The sequence below is a fragment of the Marinobacter sp. ES-1 genome, from assembly GCF_000475255.1.
GTDB classification, from domain to species: Bacteria; Pseudomonadota; Gammaproteobacteria; order Pseudomonadales; family Oleiphilaceae; genus Marinobacter; species Marinobacter vinifirmus.
In genome coordinates, this window is the sequence record NZ_AXBV01000001.1 from 18,169 (window position 1) to 40,419 (window position 22,251).

The 22,251-nt window shown below is 59.1% G+C and carries 20 protein-coding genes; 4 read left to right on the forward strand and 16 right to left on the reverse strand.

Annotated features, from left to right (window positions below; all coding sequences use genetic code 11):
* Positions 1–164 precede the first annotated feature (164 nt).
* Positions 165–491, forward strand: coding sequence for a thioredoxin TrxA (trxA, locus tag Q668_RS00080; protein ID WP_022987533.1), 327 nt, complete (start codon positions 165–167; stop codon positions 489–491).
* Between the two features lie 66 nt (positions 492–557).
* Here the strand turns inward: trxA and Q668_RS00085 are convergent, their stop codons facing one another.
* The 5 genes from Q668_RS00085 to Q668_RS17025 form a co-directional block, all read right to left on the reverse strand.
* Positions 558–1,010 carry a molybdenum cofactor biosynthesis protein MoaE gene (locus Q668_RS00085; RefSeq protein WP_022987534.1) on the reverse strand — a complete coding sequence of 151 codons (453 nt, stop codon included), beginning with the start codon at positions 1,008–1,010 and terminating at the stop codon, positions 558–560.
* 1 nt (position 1,011) lies between these two features.
* Positions 1,012–1,272, reverse strand: a complete 261-nt coding sequence (moaD, locus tag Q668_RS00090) for a molybdopterin converting factor subunit 1 (protein ID WP_036218639.1) — start codon at positions 1,270–1,272, stop codon at positions 1,012–1,014.
* 2 nt (positions 1,273–1,274) lie between these two features.
* Positions 1,275–2,489 carry a gephyrin-like molybdotransferase Glp gene (gene glp / locus Q668_RS00095; protein ID WP_022987536.1) on the reverse strand — a complete coding sequence of 405 codons (1,215 nt, stop codon included), beginning with the start codon at positions 2,487–2,489 and terminating at the stop codon, positions 1,275–1,277.
* Positions 2,490–2,498: 9 nt separating this feature from the next.
* Positions 2,499–3,071 (reverse strand): molybdenum cofactor biosynthesis protein B, encoded by a 573-nt coding sequence (gene moaB, locus Q668_RS00100; protein ID WP_022987537.1) that lies wholly within the window; start codon positions 3,069–3,071, stop codon positions 2,499–2,501.
* A gap of 160 nt (positions 3,072–3,231) precedes the next feature.
* Positions 3,232–3,411, reverse strand: a complete 180-nt coding sequence (locus Q668_RS17025) for a hypothetical protein (protein ID WP_152521743.1) — start codon at positions 3,409–3,411, stop codon at positions 3,232–3,234.
* A 20-nt stretch (positions 3,412–3,431) separates the two neighbouring features.
* On the opposite strand from Q668_RS17025, the gene rho reads away from it, so the two are divergent.
* The 3 genes from rho (at position 3,432) to Q668_RS00115 (ending at position 7,398) form a co-directional block, all read left to right on the forward strand.
* Positions 3,432–4,694 (forward strand): transcription termination factor Rho, encoded by a 1,263-nt coding sequence (rho, locus tag Q668_RS00105; RefSeq protein WP_022987538.1) that lies wholly within the window; start codon positions 3,432–3,434, stop codon positions 4,692–4,694.
* A 210-nt stretch (positions 4,695–4,904) separates the two neighbouring features.
* The gene (gene ubiD / locus Q668_RS00110; RefSeq protein WP_022987539.1) at positions 4,905–6,392 is read left to right on the forward strand and encodes a 4-hydroxy-3-polyprenylbenzoate decarboxylase; all 1,488 of its coding nucleotides are present in this window, start codon (positions 4,905–4,907) and stop codon (positions 6,390–6,392) included.
* Positions 6,364–7,398, forward strand: coding sequence for an NAD(P)H-flavin reductase (locus Q668_RS00115; RefSeq protein ID WP_022987540.1), 1,035 nt, complete (start codon positions 6,364–6,366; stop codon positions 7,396–7,398). Before ubiD ends, Q668_RS00115 begins: the two co-directional genes overlap by 29 nt.
* A 100-nt stretch (positions 7,399–7,498) precedes the next feature.
* Here the strand turns inward: Q668_RS00115 and Q668_RS00120 are convergent, their stop codons facing one another.
* The 11 genes from Q668_RS00120 to Q668_RS00170 all read right to left on the reverse strand — a co-directional run bounded on the left by Q668_RS00120 (position 7,499) and on the right by Q668_RS00170 (position 22,199).
* Positions 7,499–8,740 (reverse strand): heme biosynthesis HemY N-terminal domain-containing protein, encoded by a 1,242-nt coding sequence (locus Q668_RS00120; RefSeq protein WP_022987541.1) that lies wholly within the window; start codon positions 8,738–8,740, stop codon positions 7,499–7,501.
* The gene (locus tag Q668_RS00125; RefSeq protein WP_022987542.1) at positions 8,737–9,831 is read right to left on the reverse strand and encodes a uroporphyrinogen-III C-methyltransferase; all 1,095 of its coding nucleotides are present in this window, start codon (positions 9,829–9,831) and stop codon (positions 8,737–8,739) included. The genes Q668_RS00120 and Q668_RS00125 overlap by 4 nt, the downstream gene beginning before the upstream one ends.
* 10 nt (positions 9,832–9,841) lie before the next feature.
* A complete protein-coding gene (locus tag Q668_RS00130; protein ID WP_022987543.1) occupies positions 9,842–10,657 on the reverse strand; it encodes a uroporphyrinogen-III synthase in 816 nt (271 codons plus the stop codon).
* On the reverse strand, positions 10,638–11,579 hold the full coding sequence (gene hemC, locus Q668_RS00135) for a hydroxymethylbilane synthase (protein ID WP_022987544.1): 942 nt from the start codon (positions 11,577–11,579) through the stop codon (positions 10,638–10,640). Before hemC ends, Q668_RS00130 begins: the two co-directional genes overlap by 20 nt.
* 111 nt (positions 11,580–11,690) lie before the next feature.
* Positions 11,691–12,404 (reverse strand): M48 family metallopeptidase, encoded by a 714-nt coding sequence (locus Q668_RS00140; RefSeq protein WP_022987545.1) that lies wholly within the window; start codon positions 12,402–12,404, stop codon positions 11,691–11,693.
* Positions 12,401–15,523 (reverse strand): type I restriction endonuclease subunit R, encoded by a 3,123-nt coding sequence (locus Q668_RS00145; RefSeq protein ID WP_036218628.1) that lies wholly within the window; start codon positions 15,521–15,523, stop codon positions 12,401–12,403. The genes Q668_RS00140 and Q668_RS00145 overlap by 4 nt, the downstream gene beginning before the upstream one ends.
* 44 nt (positions 15,524–15,567) lie before the next feature.
* Positions 15,568–16,611, reverse strand: a complete 1,044-nt coding sequence (locus Q668_RS00150; protein WP_022987547.1) for a PDDEXK nuclease domain-containing protein — start codon at positions 16,609–16,611, stop codon at positions 15,568–15,570.
* Positions 16,608–17,771, reverse strand: coding sequence for a restriction endonuclease subunit S (locus Q668_RS00155; RefSeq protein ID WP_022987548.1), 1,164 nt, complete (start codon positions 17,769–17,771; stop codon positions 16,608–16,610). Before Q668_RS00155 ends, Q668_RS00150 begins: the two co-directional genes overlap by 4 nt.
* The gene (locus Q668_RS00160) at positions 17,768–20,251 is read right to left on the reverse strand and encodes a class I SAM-dependent DNA methyltransferase (RefSeq protein WP_022987549.1); all 2,484 of its coding nucleotides are present in this window, start codon (positions 20,249–20,251) and stop codon (positions 17,768–17,770) included. Before Q668_RS00160 ends, Q668_RS00155 begins: the two co-directional genes overlap by 4 nt.
* An 84-nt stretch (positions 20,252–20,335) precedes the next feature.
* On the reverse strand, positions 20,336–21,082 hold the full coding sequence (locus Q668_RS00165; RefSeq protein WP_022987550.1) for a LytR/AlgR family response regulator transcription factor: 747 nt from the start codon (positions 21,080–21,082) through the stop codon (positions 20,336–20,338).
* Between the two features lie 4 nt (positions 21,083–21,086).
* Positions 21,087–22,199: a sensor histidine kinase gene (locus Q668_RS00170; RefSeq protein ID WP_022987551.1), complete on the reverse strand. Its 1,113-nt coding sequence runs from the start codon at positions 22,197–22,199 to the stop codon at positions 21,087–21,089.
* Positions 22,200–22,251: the final 52 nt, after the last annotated feature.

Consider the following 22,251-nt stretch of genomic DNA (forward strand, 5'->3'; position numbering starts at 1 on the left):
ACTTCCCGCTTCACATTCAGGCGGCCAATCGCGTAAAGTATCTGTCTAACGAAATCCGGGCAGGCGGGATTTTCCCTTTCGGAAAAGTCCGTTTGCTACAGTCAACAGCGACTCCGCCGGGGCCGGCCAGAACGGCCCGGGAGCGCCTGAATCAGGAAAAGGTAATGAGCGGAAATATCGTTAATGTCACCGACGCTTCCTTTGAACAGGACGTACTGAAATCCGACATTCCGGTACTGGTAGATTACTGGGCCGAGTGGTGTGGCCCGTGCAAGATGATCGCACCGGTTCTGGAAGAGATCGCCGACGAATACGAAGGCAAGCTCAAAGTCTGCAAGCTGAACATCGACGAAAACGAGCAGACCCCGCCCAAGTTCAACATTCGTGGCATTCCGACCCTCATGCTGTTCAAGAACGGCAATGTCGACGCCACCAAGGTAGGTGCCCTGTCCAAGTCACAGCTGGCCGCCTTCCTCGACAGCAACCTCTGATCTGCTGTTGAAAAAAACCGCCCCTGAACAACGCTTCACGGGCGGTTTTTTTGTGCCTTGAGCCTGTCAGTCTGAAGACCAGGCCTGGGTCCGTTCACGATCAGACGCCTTCTGTTCCACCCAGTGCTCGCCGTCAGAGGTCATCTCTTTCTTCCAGAACGGAGCGGAAGTTTTCAGCGCATCCATGATGAACGAGCAGGCGGCGAAGGCATCGCCCCGGTGTGCGCTGCATACTCCAACAAATACGATCTGGTCGGAAAGCGCCAGCCGTCCGACCCGGTGAATCACCCGGGCATCACGGACATCCCAGCGGCGGGAAGCCTCGTCTATCAGCCCCTGAATAACCGCCTCTGTCATCCCCGGATAGTGTTCCAGGAACAGTCCCGTTACGCCGGACAGGTCTCCGGAATCCCGGACCAGTCCGGTGAAGGTGGCAATGGCACCGGTGCCTGAACCGCTTGCTCTCAGCGCGGCATATTCCGCGCCGGTATCAAAATCCCCGGTCTGCACAGAAATCATCTCAACCTCCGGTTACCGGCGGGAAAAACGCGACCTCATCACCGGCCTTCACCACTGTAGCGGGTTTTGCCATGGCCTGGTTGACCGCCACCATGACCGGCTGGTCGCCCTTAAGCTGGGCCCACCGGCCGCCACGGCTGGCCAGTTGGGTCAGAAGGTCGTCGACGGTTTGCCCGTCATTGGCGGGCAGGTTCAGGGAATCGGTATCCAGCTCTTCCCGCAGGCGGGCGAAGAAACGAACGGTCAGGGTAGGCTCGGTCATCATCAGCTCAGCAATTCGTTAAAGGAATAGAACGTAACCAGGTCGCCCCGGGCCACCCGGGTATTCTCGGGCACTATTGCCAATCCCGAAGCCCAGCAGGCGGAACTCATTACCCCGGAACTCTGGTTGGGGAAGGCCGCAACCTGCACTTCGGAGCCGGCATTCTCCTTGCGGGCCCTGACAAACTCGCGGCGCACCGAGGTCTCGGTAATCTCGAACGCGGCAGGCAACCGCTCACCGGTCAGTACAATATCGGAGCGGCCCTGGCGTTTCCGGATATAGGGCATGGCGACCACCATGAAGGTCACCAGTACCGACGCCGGATTGCCGGGCAGCCCGATTACCGGCGTGCCGGCTACCTCGCCAAAGGCCAGCGGCTTGCCCGGTTTGATCGCCAGGCGCCAGAGTGACAGCTTGCCGGATTCCTCGAGCACGGCCCGCACATGGTCTTCCTCGCCCACCGATACCCCGCCACTGGTGATGATCAGGTCGGCCTCTGCCGCAGCCCTTGTCAGGGTCTGGCGGGTGGCATCGCGGGTGTCTTCCAGGCTTTCACACAGGGTTACATCGCAGCCAGCTTCGGCCAGCAGGCCCAGCAGGGTATACCGGTTGGTGTTGTAGATCTGCCCCGGTGCCAGCGGCTGGCCCGGGTCTACCAGCTCATCGCCGGTGGTCAGGATGGCCACTTTCAGCTTCGCCAGTACCGGCACCCGGTTGATACCGGTGGACGCCAGCAGGCCCATTTCCTGTGGCCGGATTCGTGTACCCCGGGCCAGGGCCAGGGCCCCCTTGGTAAGGTCTTGCCCGCGGCGCCGGATGTTCTGGCCTGAGCTGACCGTGGCGTTGATCATGATGCTGTCGCCGGTGCGCTCTACCCGCTCCTGCATCACCACCGCATCGGCTCCTTCGGGGATCTCCGAGCCGGTGAAGATGCGCACTGCCGTGCCCGGCTGCAGCGGCGCCGGGGCGGTGCCGGCGGGAACCCGGTCAGACACGGTCAGCGCTTCGCCATCACGTACATCGCCGTGGTAAACCGCATAGCCATCCACCGCGCTGTTGTCGGCCGGCGGCACATCGGCCGGTACATAATGGTTTTCCGCCAGGATCCGGCCCAGGCAGTCTGTCAGGTTGACTGCCTCGGCACGGGTAACCGGGGTGGCCCGGCCAAGCAGGTGGTTCAGGGCATCGTCCAGGGAGATCAGGTTCTGGCCAGCCATAACGTCTCCTTATCGTTCGGCCCGGGAGCCGATTACTTCATGCAGCCGCTGGCAGGCACGATCCGGCTTGCGCAAGGTCAGCCCTGAGAAATTGCAGGGGCCGTGGCGGCTGTCGAGCTGGCTTTTCAGAATGCCTTCCCACCCGGTGCGGCAGGCGCCGGTGGAGCCGGGCAGGCAGAAAATGACCGTGTTATTGGCCATGCCTCCGAAAGCCCGGGACTGAATGGTGGAACTGGCGATCTCGGCGGCGGACAAGCGGCGGAACTCTTCGCCGAAGCCGACAATCTCCTTGTCGAGCAGCGCACCAACGGCTTCCGGGGTGCTGTCCCGTTCCATAAAGCCGGTGCCGCCCGTGATAATGATTGAATGAACTTCCGGATCGGCAATCCACAGGGACATCAGCGCACGGATCAGGTAGACGTCGTCCGGCAGGATGCGGCGGGCCAGAAGCCGGTGGCCGGCTTCGATAATCTGGTCTTCCAGGTACTGGCCGGAGGTGTCTTCGGCGGGGCCGCGGGTGTCTGATACGGTTAACAGGGCGACGTTCAGGGGTTTGAGTTCGCTGGTAAGGTCACTGCTCATGGAAAGACTCCAGAAGGCTGTATCAATAATATAGTCAGTATCCGGATTGGCGCTGGTAAATGGAAGAGGGTGCCTGCCAGAGAGATTTCCGGTGTCGACATTGGTCTGATGCAGGGCAAGCCACTGGTTTAAATTTGGTCACAGGTCTTGACATCAGCCTTCAAGGTGGTCGATTATGCCGCTTGCCCGGCGAACGATTGTTCCCACTCTCTGGCTTCAGCATACTTAATCCGGATTTCATCTGCACCGGTAGCTCCATCGAGCCAGCACCTTGTTTCAGCTTAATCAGATCAATGCGTTCAGGGGCACCCCTGTCATTCCAACTGTCGTTTACTTCCATTCCTGAAAATCCAACAAACTATGAATCTTACTGAACTCAAGCAGAAATCCGTGCCCGAATTGCTCGATATTGCGCAAGAAATGGGTCTGGATAACCTGGCTCGCTCGCGCAAGCAAGACGTGATCTTCACCATCCTGAAGAAACACGCCAAAAGCGGCGAAGACATTTACGGTGATGGTGTACTGGAAATTCTGCAGGACGGTTTCGGCTTCCTTCGTTCCGGCGATGCCTCTTACCTGGCCGGTCCGGACGATATCTACGTCTCTCCCAGTCAGATCCGCCGTTTCAACCTGCGTACCGGCGATACCGTTTCCGGCAAGATCCGCCCGCCGAAAGACGGCGAACGTTATTTTGCCCTGCTGAAAGTTAACGAGATTAACTTCGACAAGCCGGACAACGCCCGTAACAAGATTCTGTTCGAGAACCTCACCCCGCTGTTCCCCCAGGAGCGTCTGACCCTGGAACTGGGTAACGGCAGTACAGAGGATCTCTCTTCCCGGGTACTGGACCTGGTGGCTCCGATCGGTAAAGGCCAGCGTGGCCTGATCGTATCTCCGCCCAAGGCCGGTAAAACGCTGCTGATGCAGGGCATTGCCCAGTCCATCACCCGCAACAACCCGGAATGTCACCTGATGGTGCTGCTGATTGACGAGCGCCCGGAAGAAGTGACGGAAATGCAGCGCACCGTGCGCGGCGAGGTTGTGGCATCTACGTTTGACGAGCCGCCGGCCCGCCACGTTCAGGTAGCCGAGATGGTGATCGAAAAGGCCAAGCGCCTGGTGGAGCACAAGAAGGATGTGATCATCCTGCTGGACTCCATCACCCGCCTGGCCCGCGCCTACAACACCGTGATTCCGTCTTCCGGCAAGGTACTGACCGGTGGTGTGGATGCCCATGCCCTGGAAAAGCCCAAGCGCTTCTTCGGTGCAGCCCGGAATGTAGAAGAGGGCGGCAGCCTGACTATCCTGGCCACGGCCCTGGTGGATACCGGTTCCAAGATGGACGAGGTAATCTACGAGGAGTTCAAGGGCACCGGTAACATGGAAGTGCACCTGGACCGCAAGATTGCCGAGAAGCGGGTTTACCCGGCCATCAACATCCGTCGTTCCGGCACCCGCCGCGAAGACCTGCTGATGAGCGAAGCGGAAATCCAGCGGGTGTGGATCCTGCGCAAGCTGCTGCACTCCATGGACGACGACACTGCGTCTCTGGAATTCCTGCTCGACAAGCTGCGGGATACCAAGACCAATGACGAGTTCTTCCAGTCTATGAAGCGTCGTTGATTCTGATTTCTCTGCGCGCCTGATTTTGGGGCGTGAGTAAAGAAGTCGGAAGAACAAGGTCGGGAGGGGGTGTCAAAACCATCAGGAAAACCACTGTTTTCCGTTTTGGCACCCCCTCCCGGCCTTGTTCCAACGCCGAAAAGTCACAACTCCAGGGGCAGCCCGGAACGCCCCGAACTCCGTAGTACCGTAAAAAAAACGGAGCACACCATGAAATACAACGACCTCAGAGACTTCATCGCCCAGCTGGAAAAGCAGGGCGAGCTCAAGCGCATCAGCACCGAAGTCGACCCCCACCTGGAAATGACCGAAATCTGCGACCGCACGCTGCGGGCCGGTGGGCCGGCGTTGTTGTTTGAGAATCCCAAGGGCTACGACATGCCGGTGCTGGCCAACCTGTTCGGCACGCCAAAGCGTGTAGCCATGGGCATGGGCCAGCAGGATGTTTCGGCATTGCGGGAGATCGGCAAGCTGCTGGCGTTTCTGAAGGAGCCGGATCCCCCCAAGGGCTTCAAGGATGCGATCGAGAAGTTGCCGCTGTTCAGGCAGGTGATGCGCATGAGCCCGAAGGTGCTCCGTTCCGCGCCCTGCCAGGACGTGGTGATCGAGAAGGACAAGGTCGACCTGTACCAGATTCCGGTGCAGCACTGCTGGCCCGGGGATGCTGGCCCACTGGTGACCTGGCCGCTGGTGATTACCCGCGGCCCGAACAAGGAGCGGCAGAATCTGGGCATTTACCGGCAGCAGTTGATCGGCCGTAACCGGTTGATCATGCGCTGGCTCAGCCATCGCGGTGGCGCGCTGGATTACCAGGAGTTTCGCCGGGCCAATCCGGACAAGCCTTATCCGGTTGCGGTTGCCCTGGGGGCTGATCCTGCCACCATCCTGGGCGCTGTTACGCCGGTGCCGGATACCCTGTCTGAATACGCCTTTGCCGGATTGCTGCGGGGCAGCCGTACCGAGCTGGTGAAAGCCGGCCTGAGCGACCTGCAGGTTCCGGCCAGTGCCGAGATTGTGCTGGAAGGCTTTATCTACCCGGATGATATGGCGCCTGAAGGCCCGTTTGGCGACCATACCGGCTATTACAACGAGGTGGACCAGTTCCCGGTGTTTACCGTGGAGCGTATTACCCACCGCAAAGACCCGATCTACCACAGCACCTACACCGGCCGCCCGCCCGATGAGCCGGCGGTGCTGGGTGTGGCGCTGAACGAAGTGTTCATTCCCATCCTGCAGAAGCAGTTCCCGGAGATTGTGGATTTCTACCTGCCCCCGGAAGGTTGCTCCTACCGGCTGGCGGTGGTCACCATGAAGAAGCAGTACCCGGGCCACGCCAAGCGGGTGATGATGGGCGTGTGGTCGTTCCTGCGCCAGTTCATGTACACCAAGTTTGTGATTGTGACCGACGACGATGTGAACGCCCGCAGCTGGGAAGATGTCATCTGGGCTATCACCACCCGTATGGACCCGGCCCGGGACACCACGCTGGTGGAGAATACCCCCATCGATTACCTGGACTTCGCGTCGCCGGTGTCCGGCCTTGGCTCGAAAATGGGGATGGATGCCACCAATAAATGGCCCGGCGAGACCGACCGGGAGTGGGGCACTGCCATTACCATGACCGATGAGGTCAAGCAGCGGGTGGATGAGATCTGGGACAGTCTCGGTATTGAAAATCGTGACACCCGCCCCGACTGACAAGGCACAGGCTGCATACCGGGTTGAATTGCAGCCGGCCGGGTTGGCCTGCGGCGTAGCGGGCGCTGAGGATTTGCTGTCCGCTGCCGCGGCTGCGGGTATCCAGGCGCCGGCAGCCTGCCGCAACGGTGTCTGCGAGATCTGTGAGGCAACCCTGATAACGGGGCAGGCCCTGAATACCCGGAACCAACAAACCTTATCGGTGGGTGATCGGCTGATGATGTGCCGGACGCTTGCCCTGACCGACCTGAAACTGGAGATACCTGCCATTATGGCAACTGCGAACCATCTGCCCCGTCAGTATGCAGCCAAAGTAGTTGATGTGCGCTCGATCAGTCACGATGTGTTCCGGGTTGAGCTGAAGCTGCCGAGGCGCCGCGATGTGGCCTTCCATGCCGGTCAGTATCTTTCGGTCATCCTGCCGGGGGAAGATCCCTGTTATTTCTCCATCGCCAGCAGCCCCGCCGCCGAGCATATCGAATTGCACATCCAGGCTTCCCCGGACTGGGTTTCGGCCCGCAAGGTGATTGATGCGCTCACCTCCGGCCAGGATGTAACGGTGGAACTGCCCAATGGCAAGGCCTGCCTGGCTGCGGCGCCAGACAAGCCGTTGCTGCTGGTGGCGGCCGGAACAGGCTTTGCCCAGATGAAAAGCCTGGTGGAATTCCTCCAGGAAACCCGGTACAGCCACCCCGTGACCCTGTTCTGGGGCGTGCGCAAGCACGAGGACATGTACCTGAGGTCGCTGGCGCAGCAGTGGCATGAAGACTGGAGCAATTTCAGCTTTGTGCCTGTCGTCGGTGATGACGAGGATAATGACTGGGGTGGTCACCATGACCAGTTGGTGCGGGCTGTGCTGGCGTCCGGGGCCGACTGGCAGAACGTGGAAGTGCATGCCAGTGGCTCACCTACCATGGTGTATACCCTGATGGATGCACTGCTGGAAAAAGGCCTGCCTGAGCAGGCGTTTTTCTCGGATGTGCTGGAGTATGCCCCCAGGGCCTGATTGCTTAGCCTGACTCTCTTAGAGTGTGGCGCTGATGGCTTATGTTGTGGCGCTGAAGGCTCATGTTGTGCGCTGAGGGCTCATGTTGTGCGCTGATGGCTCAGGCCCGGGGCATCGGCAGCTCGGGCAGGCCGTTGTCGGTCTCCAGCCCCTGCATCAGCAGCTTGATGCTGGCTTCTTCATGGCCCATATGGGCGTTCAGGCGGCTCAGTTCCGCGAGGGTTTCACGGCTGCGCTTCAGGCGCAGGCTGGTTTCGAAATATTCCCGGGCCTTGCCCCACAGTTCGTTGCGCAGGCTCAGGCGGCCCAGTGCCAGCAGCAGTTCCGGATTGTTCGGGCGGTCTTTCAGCCACTGTTCGGCAATGATTAACTGCTCATCCGGCTGGTGGCCCTCAAGCCGCCCGTAGAGGTTGATCAGCTCGTCGCTCCAGTGGTTACGCAGCACTTTTCTCAGCAGGGTTTCGGCCTGCCCCTCATCGCCCAGCCGGGCCAGTAACCCCGCGTAGTCCCGGATGGTGTACTCGTCGCGGCGAACGAACCGGGGCAGTTCGTCCCATAGCCGGGTCAGCGGTTCCAGGGTCGCTTCCGGATCTTCCTTGCGCCGGCGTTCGCAGTCGGCGGCAGCCTGTTCCAGCAGGTTGTGCCATACCTGTCGTTCCAGGTCATCCAGTTCTTTTTCCGTCAGCACGCTGCGCTTGCGCAAGTCCGGCAGGAGTTTTGACAATTCCCGCCAGTCTTCCAGCCGCAGGTAGGTGTTCTTGAGTAGCTTGAGTACGAACGGATGGTGCGGTGCTTCTTTACGCAGGCGCAGCAGGGTGGCCAGGGCCTGTTCCAGCCGGTTGCCCGCCAGCTGTAGCTGGGCCTGGGTCAGGCCGACCGCCAGGCTGGAGCCGGGGGTGCTTTCAAAGGCCTGGCGCAGTAATTGGTCGACCGAGTCGTGGTCACCGGATTCGAACGAGGCCTGGGCTGCCGCCAGGTAGTTGATCAGCGGTGTATCGGCATGGTTGGCGGAGCTCACCAGCAGTTTCCTGGCTCGTGGCCAGTTGCCTTCGGCCAGTGCCAGCAGGCCCTTGGTGGTGCGCCGGCGGGCACGGCGTTCGTTGCCGCGGCTGACCCAGGTGGCCATCAGGCCGGTGCCCTGACGGAACCGCTTCAGCAGGCCGATCAGGAACAGGCTCAGCATCACCAGGACAACGATCAGCCCGAGGCCAACCCAGAAATTGGTTTCGATCAGATAGTTGCCGAGGCTGACACGGATGTAGCCGAGATCATAGGCCAGCCCCAGCGACAGCCCGGTGCCCACCAGCAGGGCAATCAGCAGGATCAGCAGCAGGCGGATCATGATTCATCGCCTCCGTTGCTGCCGGCAGCGGTGCGTCCTGCCAGGCGCTCTTTCAGCAGGTCCAGGGACTTGCTGATATCGGGCAACCGGGGATCCACATTCCGGTCTGCCAGTTCGGTCAGCGTGCCGCTGATGCCCTGGATAGCCGGGTTGGTGTTGTCATACCAGTCTTTGACGGTGCTGATAGCTTTGTTCAGCGCCCGTTCGTACAGCGGCTGGTTGCCCCGCAAGACCGCCATTTCGGCTTCTTCCAGCATCAGTTGCAGGTTCAGCCGGGCCCAGGCGCTCTGGTCAGGAGACAACAGCGGTTTGACCGGTTCGTCCAGCCGGCGCACCACAACCACCTGTTTCATGGTATCGGCGAACCGGTTCCAGCCGCGGGTGAGCATGTTGCTGCCGTCTTCCGGGGCCTGGTCGTCTACGACCATGCTGAACCCGGGCGCACGGTCGTGGATCAGGGCCTGGTCGGTCAGGTCATGGAGGCTGGCAATGGCGGCTTCCAGTTTCAGGTACAGGCCGGTGCGGTCGACCCCTTCGATACCCTTCAGGGACAACACTTCCTTAGCCAGCTGCTGGCGTACCGGGAACACGCCGATGTCGTCAGACTCTGCCAGCACTTCGTCGGCAGACTCCAGGGCCGACAGGGCACCCTTGATGTCTTTTTCAATCAGCAGGCGCTGGTTGGCAATGCGCAGCAGGTATTCGGCCTCGGCCAGCAACCAGTCGGTGCGGGTGCGGTTTCCGGCTTCCAGCAGTTCCCGGGCGTTGTGGTCAATCTGGCGCTGCTGGGTGGCAATCAGCTCACGCTGTTCGGTCAGCTTCTGCTCCATGGCCTGCATGCGCTGGCTTTGTTCGTTGCCCCGGCTGCCATAGAGGTCGTCCAGGCGGGCGGTATCCTGGCGCAGATCCGAGATGACCTGCAGGGTCGCCTGGTGGTTGTTCCACTGCTGCCAGCTCCACAATGCCAGAATGACGGTAATGACCAAGGCAACAACGGCTATCGCCCAGACGGGCCACAGGCGCGGTTTTTCAGGTTTGTTGTCAGGCTCGATGGTGGCGGGCAGTTGTTCTGTTGTTTCAGTCACGGGCATCCTTACTTGGTTATCCGTTGTTACCGGCCTGCGGCCCGAGCCGCACAGCCACGCAATTCACCAGTTCCCGGTCGGACAGGCCATCCGGAACCACCGGGTTGCTGAATCCGGCCGCCCGGGCCTGCTCGGCCACCCGGTCTGCCGGGACAACCACCAAGGCAGTGTCCAGGGCATGCGGGTATTCCCGGGCCGTGTCTTTGAGATTGTTCAGGGTTTCGCCGGACAGGGCGATCACCGCTTCGGGCCGGAACCCGGTAAAAATCTCACTCAGCTTATCTGCAGGATAGTACGGCTGGAGGCGTCGGTACAGTGGCAGAACCGTTACCCGGGCTCCCCGTTGCTCCAGGGTCTGGCGAATCAGCTCCCGACCCTGCTCGCCCCGGGCCAGCAAAACCTTTTCGTGTTCCAGGTGCTGCAGCGACGGGTGCGCCAGCAGGGCTTCGCTGGTCCAGCCGTCATCCGGCTTCTCGGCCGGCAGCCCTGCTTCGGCAAACGCCGCCGCAGTGCCGGCGCCGACGCCATACCAGTGCACGCCAACCGGTGGCTGCGGCCACCACTGATCTACCTCATCCAGCAGCAGCCGTGCGGCATAGGGGCTGACGGCAATGATATGGTGGAAGTTATCGAGTTCCTGCAGCAGGCTGCGGCGTTCCGGGGTTTCCGGCAAGGGTTCGCGAACCACGGTGGGCAATACCCGAACCCGCGCGCCGGCCGCCCGGAAAGCTTCGGCCAGCCGGTCGGCTTCCGGCTCCGGCCGGCAGATCAGTATCCGCCGGCCAGCAAGTTCCGGTTGAGCCAGGTGGGCTTCAGCTCGGAGTGTGGCCATAGACTTCAGCCAGAACCTTGTCGGCACCCATTGCCAGCAGCTGTTCTGCCAGTTCCCGGCCCAGGCGTTCACCTTCAGCGCGGGGCGCACGGCCTTCCACCCGGAAAATCCGGGTGCCGTCGACTGCACCCACCAGGCCTCGCAGCCAAAGGGTGTTGTCGTCTTCCAGCAGGGCATAGGCCGCAATGGGGACCTGGCAGCCACCTTCCAGCCGGCGGTTCAGGGCGCGCTCGGCCTTTACCCGGTCTGCGGTGTCGGTATGGTTCAGTGGCTCCAGCAGGCCCAGCAGTTCGTCATCGCTCAGGCGGCATTCGATGCCCAGTGCGCCCTGGCCGACGGCCGGCAGCGAGACGGTATCCGGCATGCAGTAGCGGATGCGATCGTGGAAACCCAGCCGCTTCAGGCCGGAGCTGGCCAGCACGATGGCGTCGTATTCGCCGGCATCCAGCTTGGCCAGCCGGGTGTTCACGTTGCCTCGCAGCATCTTGATTTCCAGGTCCGGGCGGTTGGCCCTGAGCTGGGTTTCACGACGCAGGCTGGACGTACCAACCACGGCGCCCTGGGGTAGCTGGTCCAGGTTGTCGTAGTGGTTGCTGACGAAGGCGTCGGTGGGGTCTTCGCGCTCACAGATGGCTACCAGCCCCAGGCCTTCCGGGAACTCCATGGGTACGTCTTTCATGGAGTGCACGGCAAGGTCGGCGCGGCCGTCCAGCATGGCTTCTTCCAGTTCCTTCACAAACAGGCCCTTGCCACCGATCTTGGCCAGGGGAACGTCAAGGATCTTGTCGCCCTGGGTCTTGATCTTGACCAGCTCCACGGTGACGTTGTCGTGCAGCCGCTCCAGCTCGGATTTGATGAATTCTGCCTGCCACAGCGCCAGTGCGCTGCTACGGGTTGCGATGCGAAGGGTTCGTTTGGACATGGCACTCACTGTCGTTCGGGAAAATGTGCCCCAAGGTTACCTTGTGGCAGTAAAAAAGTCCCGCTGAGACAGTGCCTCTATCACTTTTGGGGGAGTGTATGAGGCATGACTCTACACCGGGTTAAGTGTTTCCAGCGGTAAAGCATTAAGCTCATCCCTCGCGGTACGCCAACCTGGGTAATGTTGATCCAGAATGGCGGTGAATCGCTCGCTGTGGGTGGGTTCCAGCAGATGCACCATCTCATGCAGCACAATATAATCCAGTAGCTCCTTGGGTTTCTTCACCAACTCGGTATTCAGACGGATGTTACCGCCCCGGTGATTGCAACTGCCCCATTTGGTTTTCATCTTCTGCAGGTAGTAACCGGTCACCTTGACTCCCAGTTGCTGTTCCCATTTTCGGATCAGCGGCGGCACCGCCTTGTGCAGCAATTGCTTGTGCCATGCGTGAACCACTTCAGTGCGCTTGGCGTGGTCGCTGCCCGGCCGCACGGTCAGCAGGATGCGTGTATGGTTCCAGGTAACTCCGGGCTTGGTGTCTTTTTCTTCCACTTCCAGCAGGTAGCGCTGGCCCCAGAGGTACAGTGTTTCCCGGGTTACGAACTGGCGCGGTTCTTCACGTGCCTGCTGGCGCAGCTTGGCCTGCTGGTTACGAATCCAGCCGAGTTTGGTAATGGCGTAAGCGCGGGCCACATCCAGCCGGGTACTGGTTGGTGCAACGAGCGTGACCTCTCCATGGGGCGGGTGAACGCTGAGATGCACATTCTTCACTGCCTTGCGGGTAACCCGAATCCGGACTTCGCCCAGCTCAATCACCTCAGTCATTGATAGCCGTCCTGCTGCTTGATTAGCTCAAACAGCGCCAGCGTGGCTTCCCGGTTTCTGCCCATAATTGGGTGCAGAGCATTGAGTACCTGCTTTTCACGGGTATCGTCACCCTTCCAGTTGGCCGGTGCGTGCTCGCGCATGGCTCGGTCGATCTTTAAAGTAATCTGCAGCAGATCATTTTCTTCGTCATTCTCACCGTCGCGGATTTCCCAGGTTGGAAACGCCAGCGCCAGAATATTCGGCAGGTTGTTGTAGAGGGTTTGGGCCGCGCGATTACCCTCAAGTGCATCCGGTACAGGACTATCACCTTTGCCACCCACCATGTTTTTGACCAGCTCTTCAGCACGCTGAAGGAACTCCTGATAGTTCAGGGTCTCCTTGCGCCACTCCAGAATCAGGTCGTCGAGCAGTTTGGATATTTTTTCATAGAAGCGTGGATCGGTGAGCTGATCTCGGATAATGGTCTTGCGCATGTTGTTGATGATGCCTTCAGCCACCGCATTCTTTGAGAGTTTGCCCTTGGTATTGAGCTTCTTGGCAATGGCGTCGTGGACACCGGTTTCGATAATCAGCTCAACCAGCGAATAGTTGTTTACAGAGCCAAGATCCTTCGGCTGATCCGCTTGAATGTAGGTGTTGATCAGGTGGCGCATATCCGCTTCAAACGGCTTGATATCCAGCTCTTCACCGGAGTAGTGCTTGATGGCATCGCGGACGTCGGCAAAGAATGCGGTTTCGCGGTTCAGTTTGTCGATCTCAGCGGCTGGATAGCCAGCTTCTTCCAGATGCTGGGATACATCCGAGAAGGCGCGAATAAACGCCGCCGTCGCCTTGTAGAAGGTAATCCGCAGTGCTTCGGTGTCATCCAGCGCCTTGGGGTCGTTGATATCGCCGCAGAAGGTATGAATGTAATCCTCGATCTCGCGTGGTGCCAGCACCGGCTCGCACAGGTACATCAGGGCTTCGCGGGCCTCTTCCAGCTTGCGGCAACCTTCCTTCAGCCAGTCTTTCAGCTCCACATTGTTTTCAGCCGCACCGCCACCGCTGTCCAGATCCAGCTCATCCGAGCTGTAAACTGAGATGGCGTTCTGAACGTCACCGAAGAGATGTACAAAATCAACGATATGACCGTATTCCTTGTCTTCGCCGTCCAGCCGGTTGGTGCGGCAGATCGCCTGGAACAGGTTGTGGTCGCGCAGTTCGTTGTCGAGATAGATATAGGTACAGGACGGCGCATCAAAGCCCGTTAGCAGTTTGCTCACCACGATCAACAACTTCAGGTTGGCGGGTTCTTCCTTGAAGCGCCGTTTCATCTCCTCTTCGTACTGCTTGGTGCCAGGAAAGCCCTTCAGTACGTATTCGGTGTAAGTATCAAACTTGTAGCGCTCGTCACTGTCGGCCGGTTCACGGGAAATCGCATTATGATTCGGCTCAAATGAGGTGATGATGCCGCAGTATTTGCCGAAGCTGGTGCCCTGAAACAGACGGAAATAGTGGCAGGCATCGTAGATAGAGGCGGCTACCAGTATGGCGGTGCCCCGGTTGTTGTTCAGGCGCGGCTTGAGGCTGAAATCTTCGATGATGTTGGCAATGATCCGCTCCTTGCGTTCCTTCGCACTCATCAGTTCTTTCAGCTTGGCCCAGCGCTTGCGCAGTGCCGCCTTCTGGTAGTTATTCAGATTCTTGGTTTTTTCTTCGAACCAGTCATCAATCGACTTCTGTGATATCAGCCGCTGAGGCACATCACGGGCTTCGTATTTGAGGTCCAGCACCACGCCATCGGCCACGGCCTGGGGGAACTTGTAGGTGTGAATGTAGCGGCCAAACACTTCGCGGGTAGTCTGCTTGTCTTTACGCAGCAGCGGTGTGCCGGTAAAGCCGATAAAGATGGCGTCTTCCAGCCAGCGCTTCATCTGCTTGTTCATACGCCCGCCCTGAGTACGGTGGCACTCATCCACAAACACATAAAAACGGCCATGAATCGGCGGGGGCGGGCCATCCAGATCACTGGGATCGAACTTGTGTACCAGCGCACATAGCAGACGGGGAGTGGTGGCACCCAGCTTGCTGACCAGTTGTGCCCTTGAGGCAATCCGCGGTGAAGGGTCATCCTCGCCGACCACCCCGGCATTGCGCATTACACCCTCGATCTGCTTGTCCAGCTCGTCACGGTCGGTCACCACCAGCACGCGGGCTTCTGGATCATGCTCCATCAACCACTTGGCCAGCAGCACCATGAGGATGCTCTTGCCACTGCCCTGGGTATGCCAGATGACTCCGCCTTCACGTTCGGCGATGCGTGTCTGCGCCGCCTTGATACCGGCATACTGGTGCTGGCGCGGCACTTTTTTCAGCCCACCATCGAAGATCATGAAGTTGTAGATTAGATCCAGCAGGCGCGCCTTATCGCAGATCTGCGCCAGCGGCTGATCCAGCAAGGTGCCGGGGGTACGCTCGCTGCTGCCGGTTTCATCCTTCCACTGCACATAGAACTGTTCTGGCGTGCCGGTGGTGCCATACCTTAGGCCCTGGGAGTCGTTGCCGGCCAGCAGCAGTTGCGAGGTGGCGAAGAAGTCCCGGTTGAAGATTTTTTCCTGATTACTGATCAGTTGACGTATGCCGTCACCCACTTCGACGGAACTGCGCTTCAGCTCTATCACTGCGATGGCAATGCCATTGAGATAAATCACCAGGTCCGGCCGGCGCTCATGGCCGCCTTTGAGCGTTACCTCCTCCGCCACGGAAAAATCGTTGCGTTCCGGATGTTGCCAGTCAATTAACTGAACATCCTCGTGAGGCTTGCCGGGCGACAATTGTACTTTGACTGGGTAGCGCAGAAGGTTATAAACGCGCATATTGGCCTGGTAGAGGGTATCGCTCCCCACCTCGGCTGCGGTTTGCAGCCGTAACACGGCGGCAGCAATATGCTGGTCGGAATAGCCACGACTGCGAAGGTTGGCGCCCAAGAGCTCCGGCTCTATACAGCGATTCAGCTCTCGCTTGCTCCATTCGCCAAGGTTGCCATAACCCAGGCCCCCTTGTTTAACGGGTGTCGTGAACAAACTGACGACACGGTTTTGTGTCTTGCGTTCGGGGCGAGGTACAGCGTACGTCATGGCATCCTCTCCTGTGACGGGGTGTCATTATTCCTGTTAGCGGCTCAGTCAGCGTTCCCAGGCTGCAGCTCACGTTCAATCTGTTCAATACTGGGCAGGTCGGTTTCCAGTTCGGCCGGCAAGGCTTGCTGCAGCTTATACTCGGCAATGCCCATTGGCTGGCTCTTGTCACTCAGAGCATATTCGGCCACCACCTTGTTTTTACTCTTGCACAGCAGCAGGCCGATGCTGGCGTTATCCTGATCGCCCTTGATCTGGCGGTCGACAGCGGTGAGGTAGAAGCCCAGCTGCCCCAAGTGTTCGGGCTTGAACTTGCCGGTCTTGAGTTCAATGACCACATAGCAGCGCAGCTTCAGGTGGTAGAACAACAGGTCGATGAAGAACTCTTCGCCGCCCACGTCTACCAACACCTGACGACCGACAAAGGCAAAGCCTGCACCCAGCTCCAGCAGAAACTCAGTGACATGGCGTACCAGTGCGCTTTCGACCGCGCGTTCCTGCGCCTCTTCGCCGAGGTTGAGGAAATCAAAGCGGTAGGGGTCTTTCAGTGATTCGCGGGCCAGATCCGACTGGGCCTTGGGCAGGCGTGCCTCGAAGTTGGTCACCGCCTTGCCCTGACGCTGCAACAGGCCGGATTCGATCTGCATCACCAGCACATTGCGCGACCAGCTGTGTTCTATGGCTTTGGCGGCATACCAGCGTCTGCTTTCAGCGTCCGGCAGCTTGTCCAGCAAAGCCAGCTGGTGATACCAGGGCAATTGTGCAAGCACCCCTTGCACAAACTCGCTATCTGGCCAGGCTTCGGCAAAGGCACGCATGTATTTCAGGTTGCGCGGTGAAAAGCCTTTTATATCCGGAAACGCAGTGCGCAGATCATGGGCAAGGTGATCAATGACCTTGGCGCCCCAGCCTTGCGCCGCCTGCCGTTGCAGAATGTCCTGCCCGATCTGCCAGTAGAGCAACACCAGTTCTCGATTCACCGCCAGGCTGGCTCGCTGCTGGGCGTGGTGAATACGGTTCTTCAGGTCGGTCAGCCAGTCGCTGTAGCCGTCCGGCGGCGTGGTCAGGGATACAGGCTTGTTACTCATACCAGGCGCGTCCTCCCGGTCAGCAGCTCCTGCATCATGCCCTGTTTCAACTCGGCGGTTTTGCTGCGGCGCTGTTCGAGGGCCTGGATTTCGGTGTCCATGTCGGAAAGTACAGCGGCAATGGCTTCTTGTTCTTCATGAGTTGGAAGCACGATCTCGATATTTTCAATCGTTCGTGCGCTGAGACTTGGAACACCCGAAGCCTCATTGTAGTTTCTCCAAGGAATCATGCAGAACTTGTAGTACATGAACTTAGCTGAGTTACGATCGAGTAGTTCTGTGTAGAACAGCGTATCAACAGTCCAGAAGGGTTGATCGCAATACCTCGGGGCATCAATCGTGCCTTTGCGACCGATTAAAACCGATGGCTTGGAATATAGATACGTATTAGCTCGGCCAATTTCCCCACCGCTGGCGTAAATCGGGTGCTCACCATCTTTGGTTTCGACTTCTTTTTGACTACGGCCATGGCGCACTTCAAGAACATCACCAATGCGCCGTGCTTCCCACTCCCCCTCAAACCCCGGCAGGCGGATTTCGCCGGTCAAGAGCTGCTGCATGGCGGCCTGTTTAATATCGCGTTTTTTGGCGATCAGGCGGTCCAGCTCTTCCAGCAGGGCATCCACATCGCTCAGGGCGGTGGCGATGGCTTGTTGCTCAAGTTGGCTGGACGGCACTAACAATGGGAGCAAAAGCACCTTGGATACTGACAAACCTGGCTGCGCGGAGGACTCAGAAAAACGGTTCAGATTCATTGTGTCCAATACATAAGCAAGCCATTTAATATCAATCCCTTTATTAGGGCTCACTACCACTGCATGTTCAGACGCAAAAAACTTGCCCTTCACTCTAACTACATTCCCGCACAGAGCTCCTTGCCTACCAATCAGAGCAAAATCCCCATCATGGGTGTACCTGTCTGTAAAGCCTCTTAACCCATTACCACCATAACAAGCGTATAGTGCGTGATCGCTTATCTTTTTACTGGTAATGCTTTCGCCGCTTTTCATAGTGCAGACGCAATTTAGTTGCTTCGTATCCCAGTCATCGGGTATTACACCCACTTCAGTCAACTTATATCCCACCGGTACCGCCGGATTCTCGGCGATAAACTCATACCCCGGCGACACTTCCTGCACGCCCAACTCGTCCTTGCTCATGCCCAGTGTGCTCCCATCTTTTTCAGATGCTCATCCACCTTGGCCGTCAGGGCGTCTACCCGCTGGGTCAGTTCCGGCAGCGGCATGGCATAACGGTCAGCCAGCTGGCGCACGCGGCTGGTGAGGGTCTGGGATACGCGCTCCAGCTCGTTCTGCAGCGCGGCTTCCAGTGCTGCGAGCCACTTGTCATCCACCACCAGGGTTTTGATCTCGTCCACACTGAGTTTGGCGTACTTGTCATGGGCGAGCTGATCGAGTGCGGCGTCCTTTTCCTTGATCGTTTTCTTCAATTCGCTCTGCTGCTTTTCGAGGGCGCTCCATTGTCTGAGCACCTTGGCTTCCTCGGCGCTGTCGGGGTCACCTTTGATCTCTTTCAGGCGTTTGGCAACTTCGCCCTTGTTGATCTTGTCCAGTTCGGCAAAGGCGCCGTCCTCCCCGCCGTGTTCCTCTTCCAGCTCGGTCAGTCGGCTGCTGGCGCTGTCCAGCGCGGCCTGCAGGGCATCCAGCTCGGCCTGCTCCTCGGCAAAGTAGCGCGCCACGATGTAGGGTTTGGGGATCAGGTCGCAGGCCCAACCCTTGTCTTTGGTCTGGCCCTTCTTCTTGCCGCTGGTGATTTCTTCAACAATGCGCTTGGGTTCAGCCACCCAGCCATCGGCGGTGATCTCGTAGGCATCGTCCTGCAGGGTGTCGGCCCAGTAATCCATCAAGTGCTGATAGATATCGTAGGGGTTGAGCAGAGGTGCCTGGCGGAACGTCTCCAGCAGGTTTTCACCTACCTGAGTGATCAATACCTTGGGGTTGTCATCGATATCGAAGGCTTTGAATACCGGGGTGTTGCGTGTGCGCCACTGGGCAAAAAGGCCATCAATGGTGCTGCGGAAATCGGCAAACTCGGGGTGCTGCAGAATGGTTGTTTTGAGTGCGCCGGACTCCACCGCCAGATCGGCATAGCCTGGGTGGGCATTGGCAGTGAACAACGCCTGACGCAATCCCGGCAGCGCCTGCCAGTAAGCCGACAGGCCCGGAATGGGCGGCAGAGCGCTGGCATCACCGTCGATATCGCGCACGGGAATACCGCCGTTCAGATGGGCATGAATATCGTGCAGGTCTTCCGGCTCGCTGGTGTCGATGTAGCGCGGCAGGTTGAGGTTGTAATCGTTCTTGGCATCGGTGATCTCGTCAAAGGGCACCATGCGCGCATAGCCGGGCACGCTGTTGAGCTTGTTGAAGGTATCCACAATGCGGTGGATATCCTGCTCGCGCAGCCGGTTCTTGTTGCCATCCTTGATGAAGCCTTTGGCGGCATCGATCATAAAGATGCCGCTCTTTTTATCACCGCTGATGGCTCTCGCCTGGGCATTTTCCTTGTCCAACACCAGAATGCAGGCAGGAATGCCGGTGCCGTAAAACAGGTTGGCAGGCAGGCCGATGATGCCTTTCAGGTAGCCGGAACGCACCAGCTGCTTGCGAATTACAGCCTCGGCATTGCCACGGAAGAGCACGCCGTGGGGCAGAATCACCGCTGCCTTGCCGGTGCTGTTCATGGAGCGGATCACATGCAGCAGGTAGGCGTAATCGCCCTGCTTGGCCGGTGGTACGCCCCAGCTGAAACGCTGGTAGGGGTCATCGTCAACGGAGATGCCGGTACTCCAGGCCTTGTCCGAGAACGGCGGGTTGGCGACCACATAGTCATAGGTACGCAGCTGCTCGCCATCCTTGAACTTGGGGTTGGCGAGGGTGTTGCCCTGTACGATATTGGCGGTTGGGAAGTCGTGCAGGATCATGTTCATGCGCGCCAGACCGGCGGTGCTGACATCCTTTTCCTGCCCTTCAAGGGTAATGTGCTTGCCCGCCTCGGCAGCCACCTTCAACAGCAGCGAGCCGGAGCCGCAAGTCGGGTCATAGGCCACGGTGCGGGCGGTGGTGTTGTGCGGCCCTATGCCCAGCACCTGCGCCAGAATGCGGCTCACTTCGGAGGGGGTATAGAACTGCCCCTTGCTCTTGCCGCTCTCGCTGGCGAAGTGACGCATCAGGTATTCGTAGGCATCGCCCAGAATGTCATCATGCTCGGCACGGTTCTTGGCGAAGTTGAGTTCCGGCTTCTGAAATATGGAGATCAGATCGGTCAGGCGATCCACCATCGCCTTGCCTTCACCCAGCTTGTTGGGATCGTTGAAATCCGGGAAGTCGCTGCGTGACAGACAGTCGTTGGCGTCGATCAGCGGCTGAATGATCTGGGTGTTGATCTTGTCACCGATATCGGGCTTGCCCTTGAGCTTGACCATGTCGTTGAAGCTGGCGCCAGCTGGGATAGTGACCGGAGGGGCAAAGTCATCCGAATCCGCATACTTGTCGGTGATGTACTTGATGAACAGCATAAACAGGACATAGTCCTTGTACTGCGAAGCGTCCATGCCGCCACGCAGAGCATCGCAAGACGCCCAAAGAGACGAGTACAGTTCCGATTTTTTAATAGCCATTCAGTATTCCCGGTTGTTGCTGATAGATTCAAGCCCGCATCATAACAAATGGACAGGAGTGAAGCGGCTTCACACATCAATGTTTTAGCGCTGCTCCAACCACTGGCGAACATGGGGGGCATGGCGCCGGCTGACAGTTAGAAGGCTTTCGGTTTCTTTCAGGGACAGTAGGTGCCTTCCGTCAAATGTGCGCTGCAGCCCACGGATAAAGTGCACGCCCACCAGGGTATTGCGGTGAATGCGCAGCAATTGCTGCGGATAGGCCTGCTCCAGTTCCTTCAGGGTGTAATCGCACAGGGTTTCACCCCGGGTATGGTGCAGGGTGACGTATTTCTGGTCGGCTTCGCAGTACAGGATGGTGTCCAGGTCGATCAGCTCGGTACCCCGGTGGGTGCGAACCGCCAGCTGGCTGGAGTCCTGGCCGGTCTGTCCGGCCAGGCTGCGGCGCTGCACCCGGTTGGTGCGCCCGGCCCGGGCGAGGGTCTGGGCCAGGGCTTCCTTACGGACGGGTTTTAGCAGGTAGCCGCAGGCCTGTACATCAAAGGCCTGAATGGCGAAGTGGTCGTAGGCCGTGCAGAAAATCACCGCGGGCGGATTATCCAGCTGGCTGATCTGGCCTGCCGCCTGCATGCCGTCCATGCCGGGCATGCGGATATCCAGCAGCAGGATATCCGGTTCCAGTTCGGCAATTTTATGCAGGGTGTCGTTGCCGTCGGTGGCCTCGCCGCACACGCGGTAACCGGGGAGGTCTTCCAGCAGCCTGCGGACCCGTTGCCTGGCCAGGGGCTCGTCGTCGGCAATCAATATGGTTTGCTGCGGTTGTGAATCCATCGTGTCACCGTGAAACAAGGCGTTTGTGCTGGCTGACGGTCTGCCTGGGCAGCCTCAGTGTAACGGTATAAATGTCATTTTGCCGGCTGCGCTTGAGCACGGCGGACTCCCCGAACAGGGCCCGGAGTCGGGCCAGGGTGTTGTCCAGGGCGATGTGGTTGCCGGGGTGCCGGCTTTCACCGGCCTCCGGGGCCGGGTTCTGTACCAGCAGATAGACAAATCGATCCTTGGCGGAAACTTCAATCCTTACGGTGCCGCCCTCCGGCCTGGGTTGTATGCCATGGTAAATGGCGTTTTCCACCAGCGGCTGAAGGGTCAGGGGCGGAATCACCTGTTGCCCGAGCCCGGGCTGAATATCCCACTCCAGCCGCAGGCGCTCCCCTAGTCTCAGGGACTCGATGGCCAGGTAACGCTGGCACAGTTCCAGCTCACGGTTAAGGGGGATGAGCTGGTCGTCGGTGCGCAGGCTGGCCCGGAACAGTTCCGACAGATCCAGTACCGCCTCTTCCGCCTGCTCGGGATTGGTGGCAATCAGGCTGGCAATGGTGTTCATGCTGTTAAACAGGAAATGGGGCTGGATACGGGCCTGCAGGGAGGTGAGCCGGGCCTGCATTTCCGCCTCCTGCTGTTGTTGCCACTGGTGTTGCAGATAGAAGTAGCGAAGCACCATCAGGGTGATCAGCAGTGCCAGCAGCAGTTTCTTGGCGATGCTTTGCCACAGGATACCGCCGGGTTGCGGGTTCAGAACCTTGTCGGCAAACAGGCTGAACGCCAGTACATCCAGCAGGACGATGGTGACGATGGCCAGGGTGGCGCCGGCTATGCCCATGTGCGCCAGCCGGGGCCGCAGCAGGCAGATCAGCGCTGCGCTGGTGAGGGTGGTCCATTGCACAAACAGCGACAGCAGCCCGAAGTAGTTCCAGTCAATCCAGCCCTGTTCCGCCTGGACAATGGATAACACCAGCACGAACAGTTCGCTGGTGACCAGCATCAGGAACACCGCCCGCACCCGGCACAGATCGGGAACGTAAAAGCTGCCAGGCTGTTGCTTGCCTATGCCATGGTCTGGTTTCAGGGGTGTCTCCTTAACCGGGGTCAGAATGCTATACTGCGGCAACTTTTTACCGATTCACTGCCGGCATGATGATGCCGGGCTGTCAGCAGGAAAG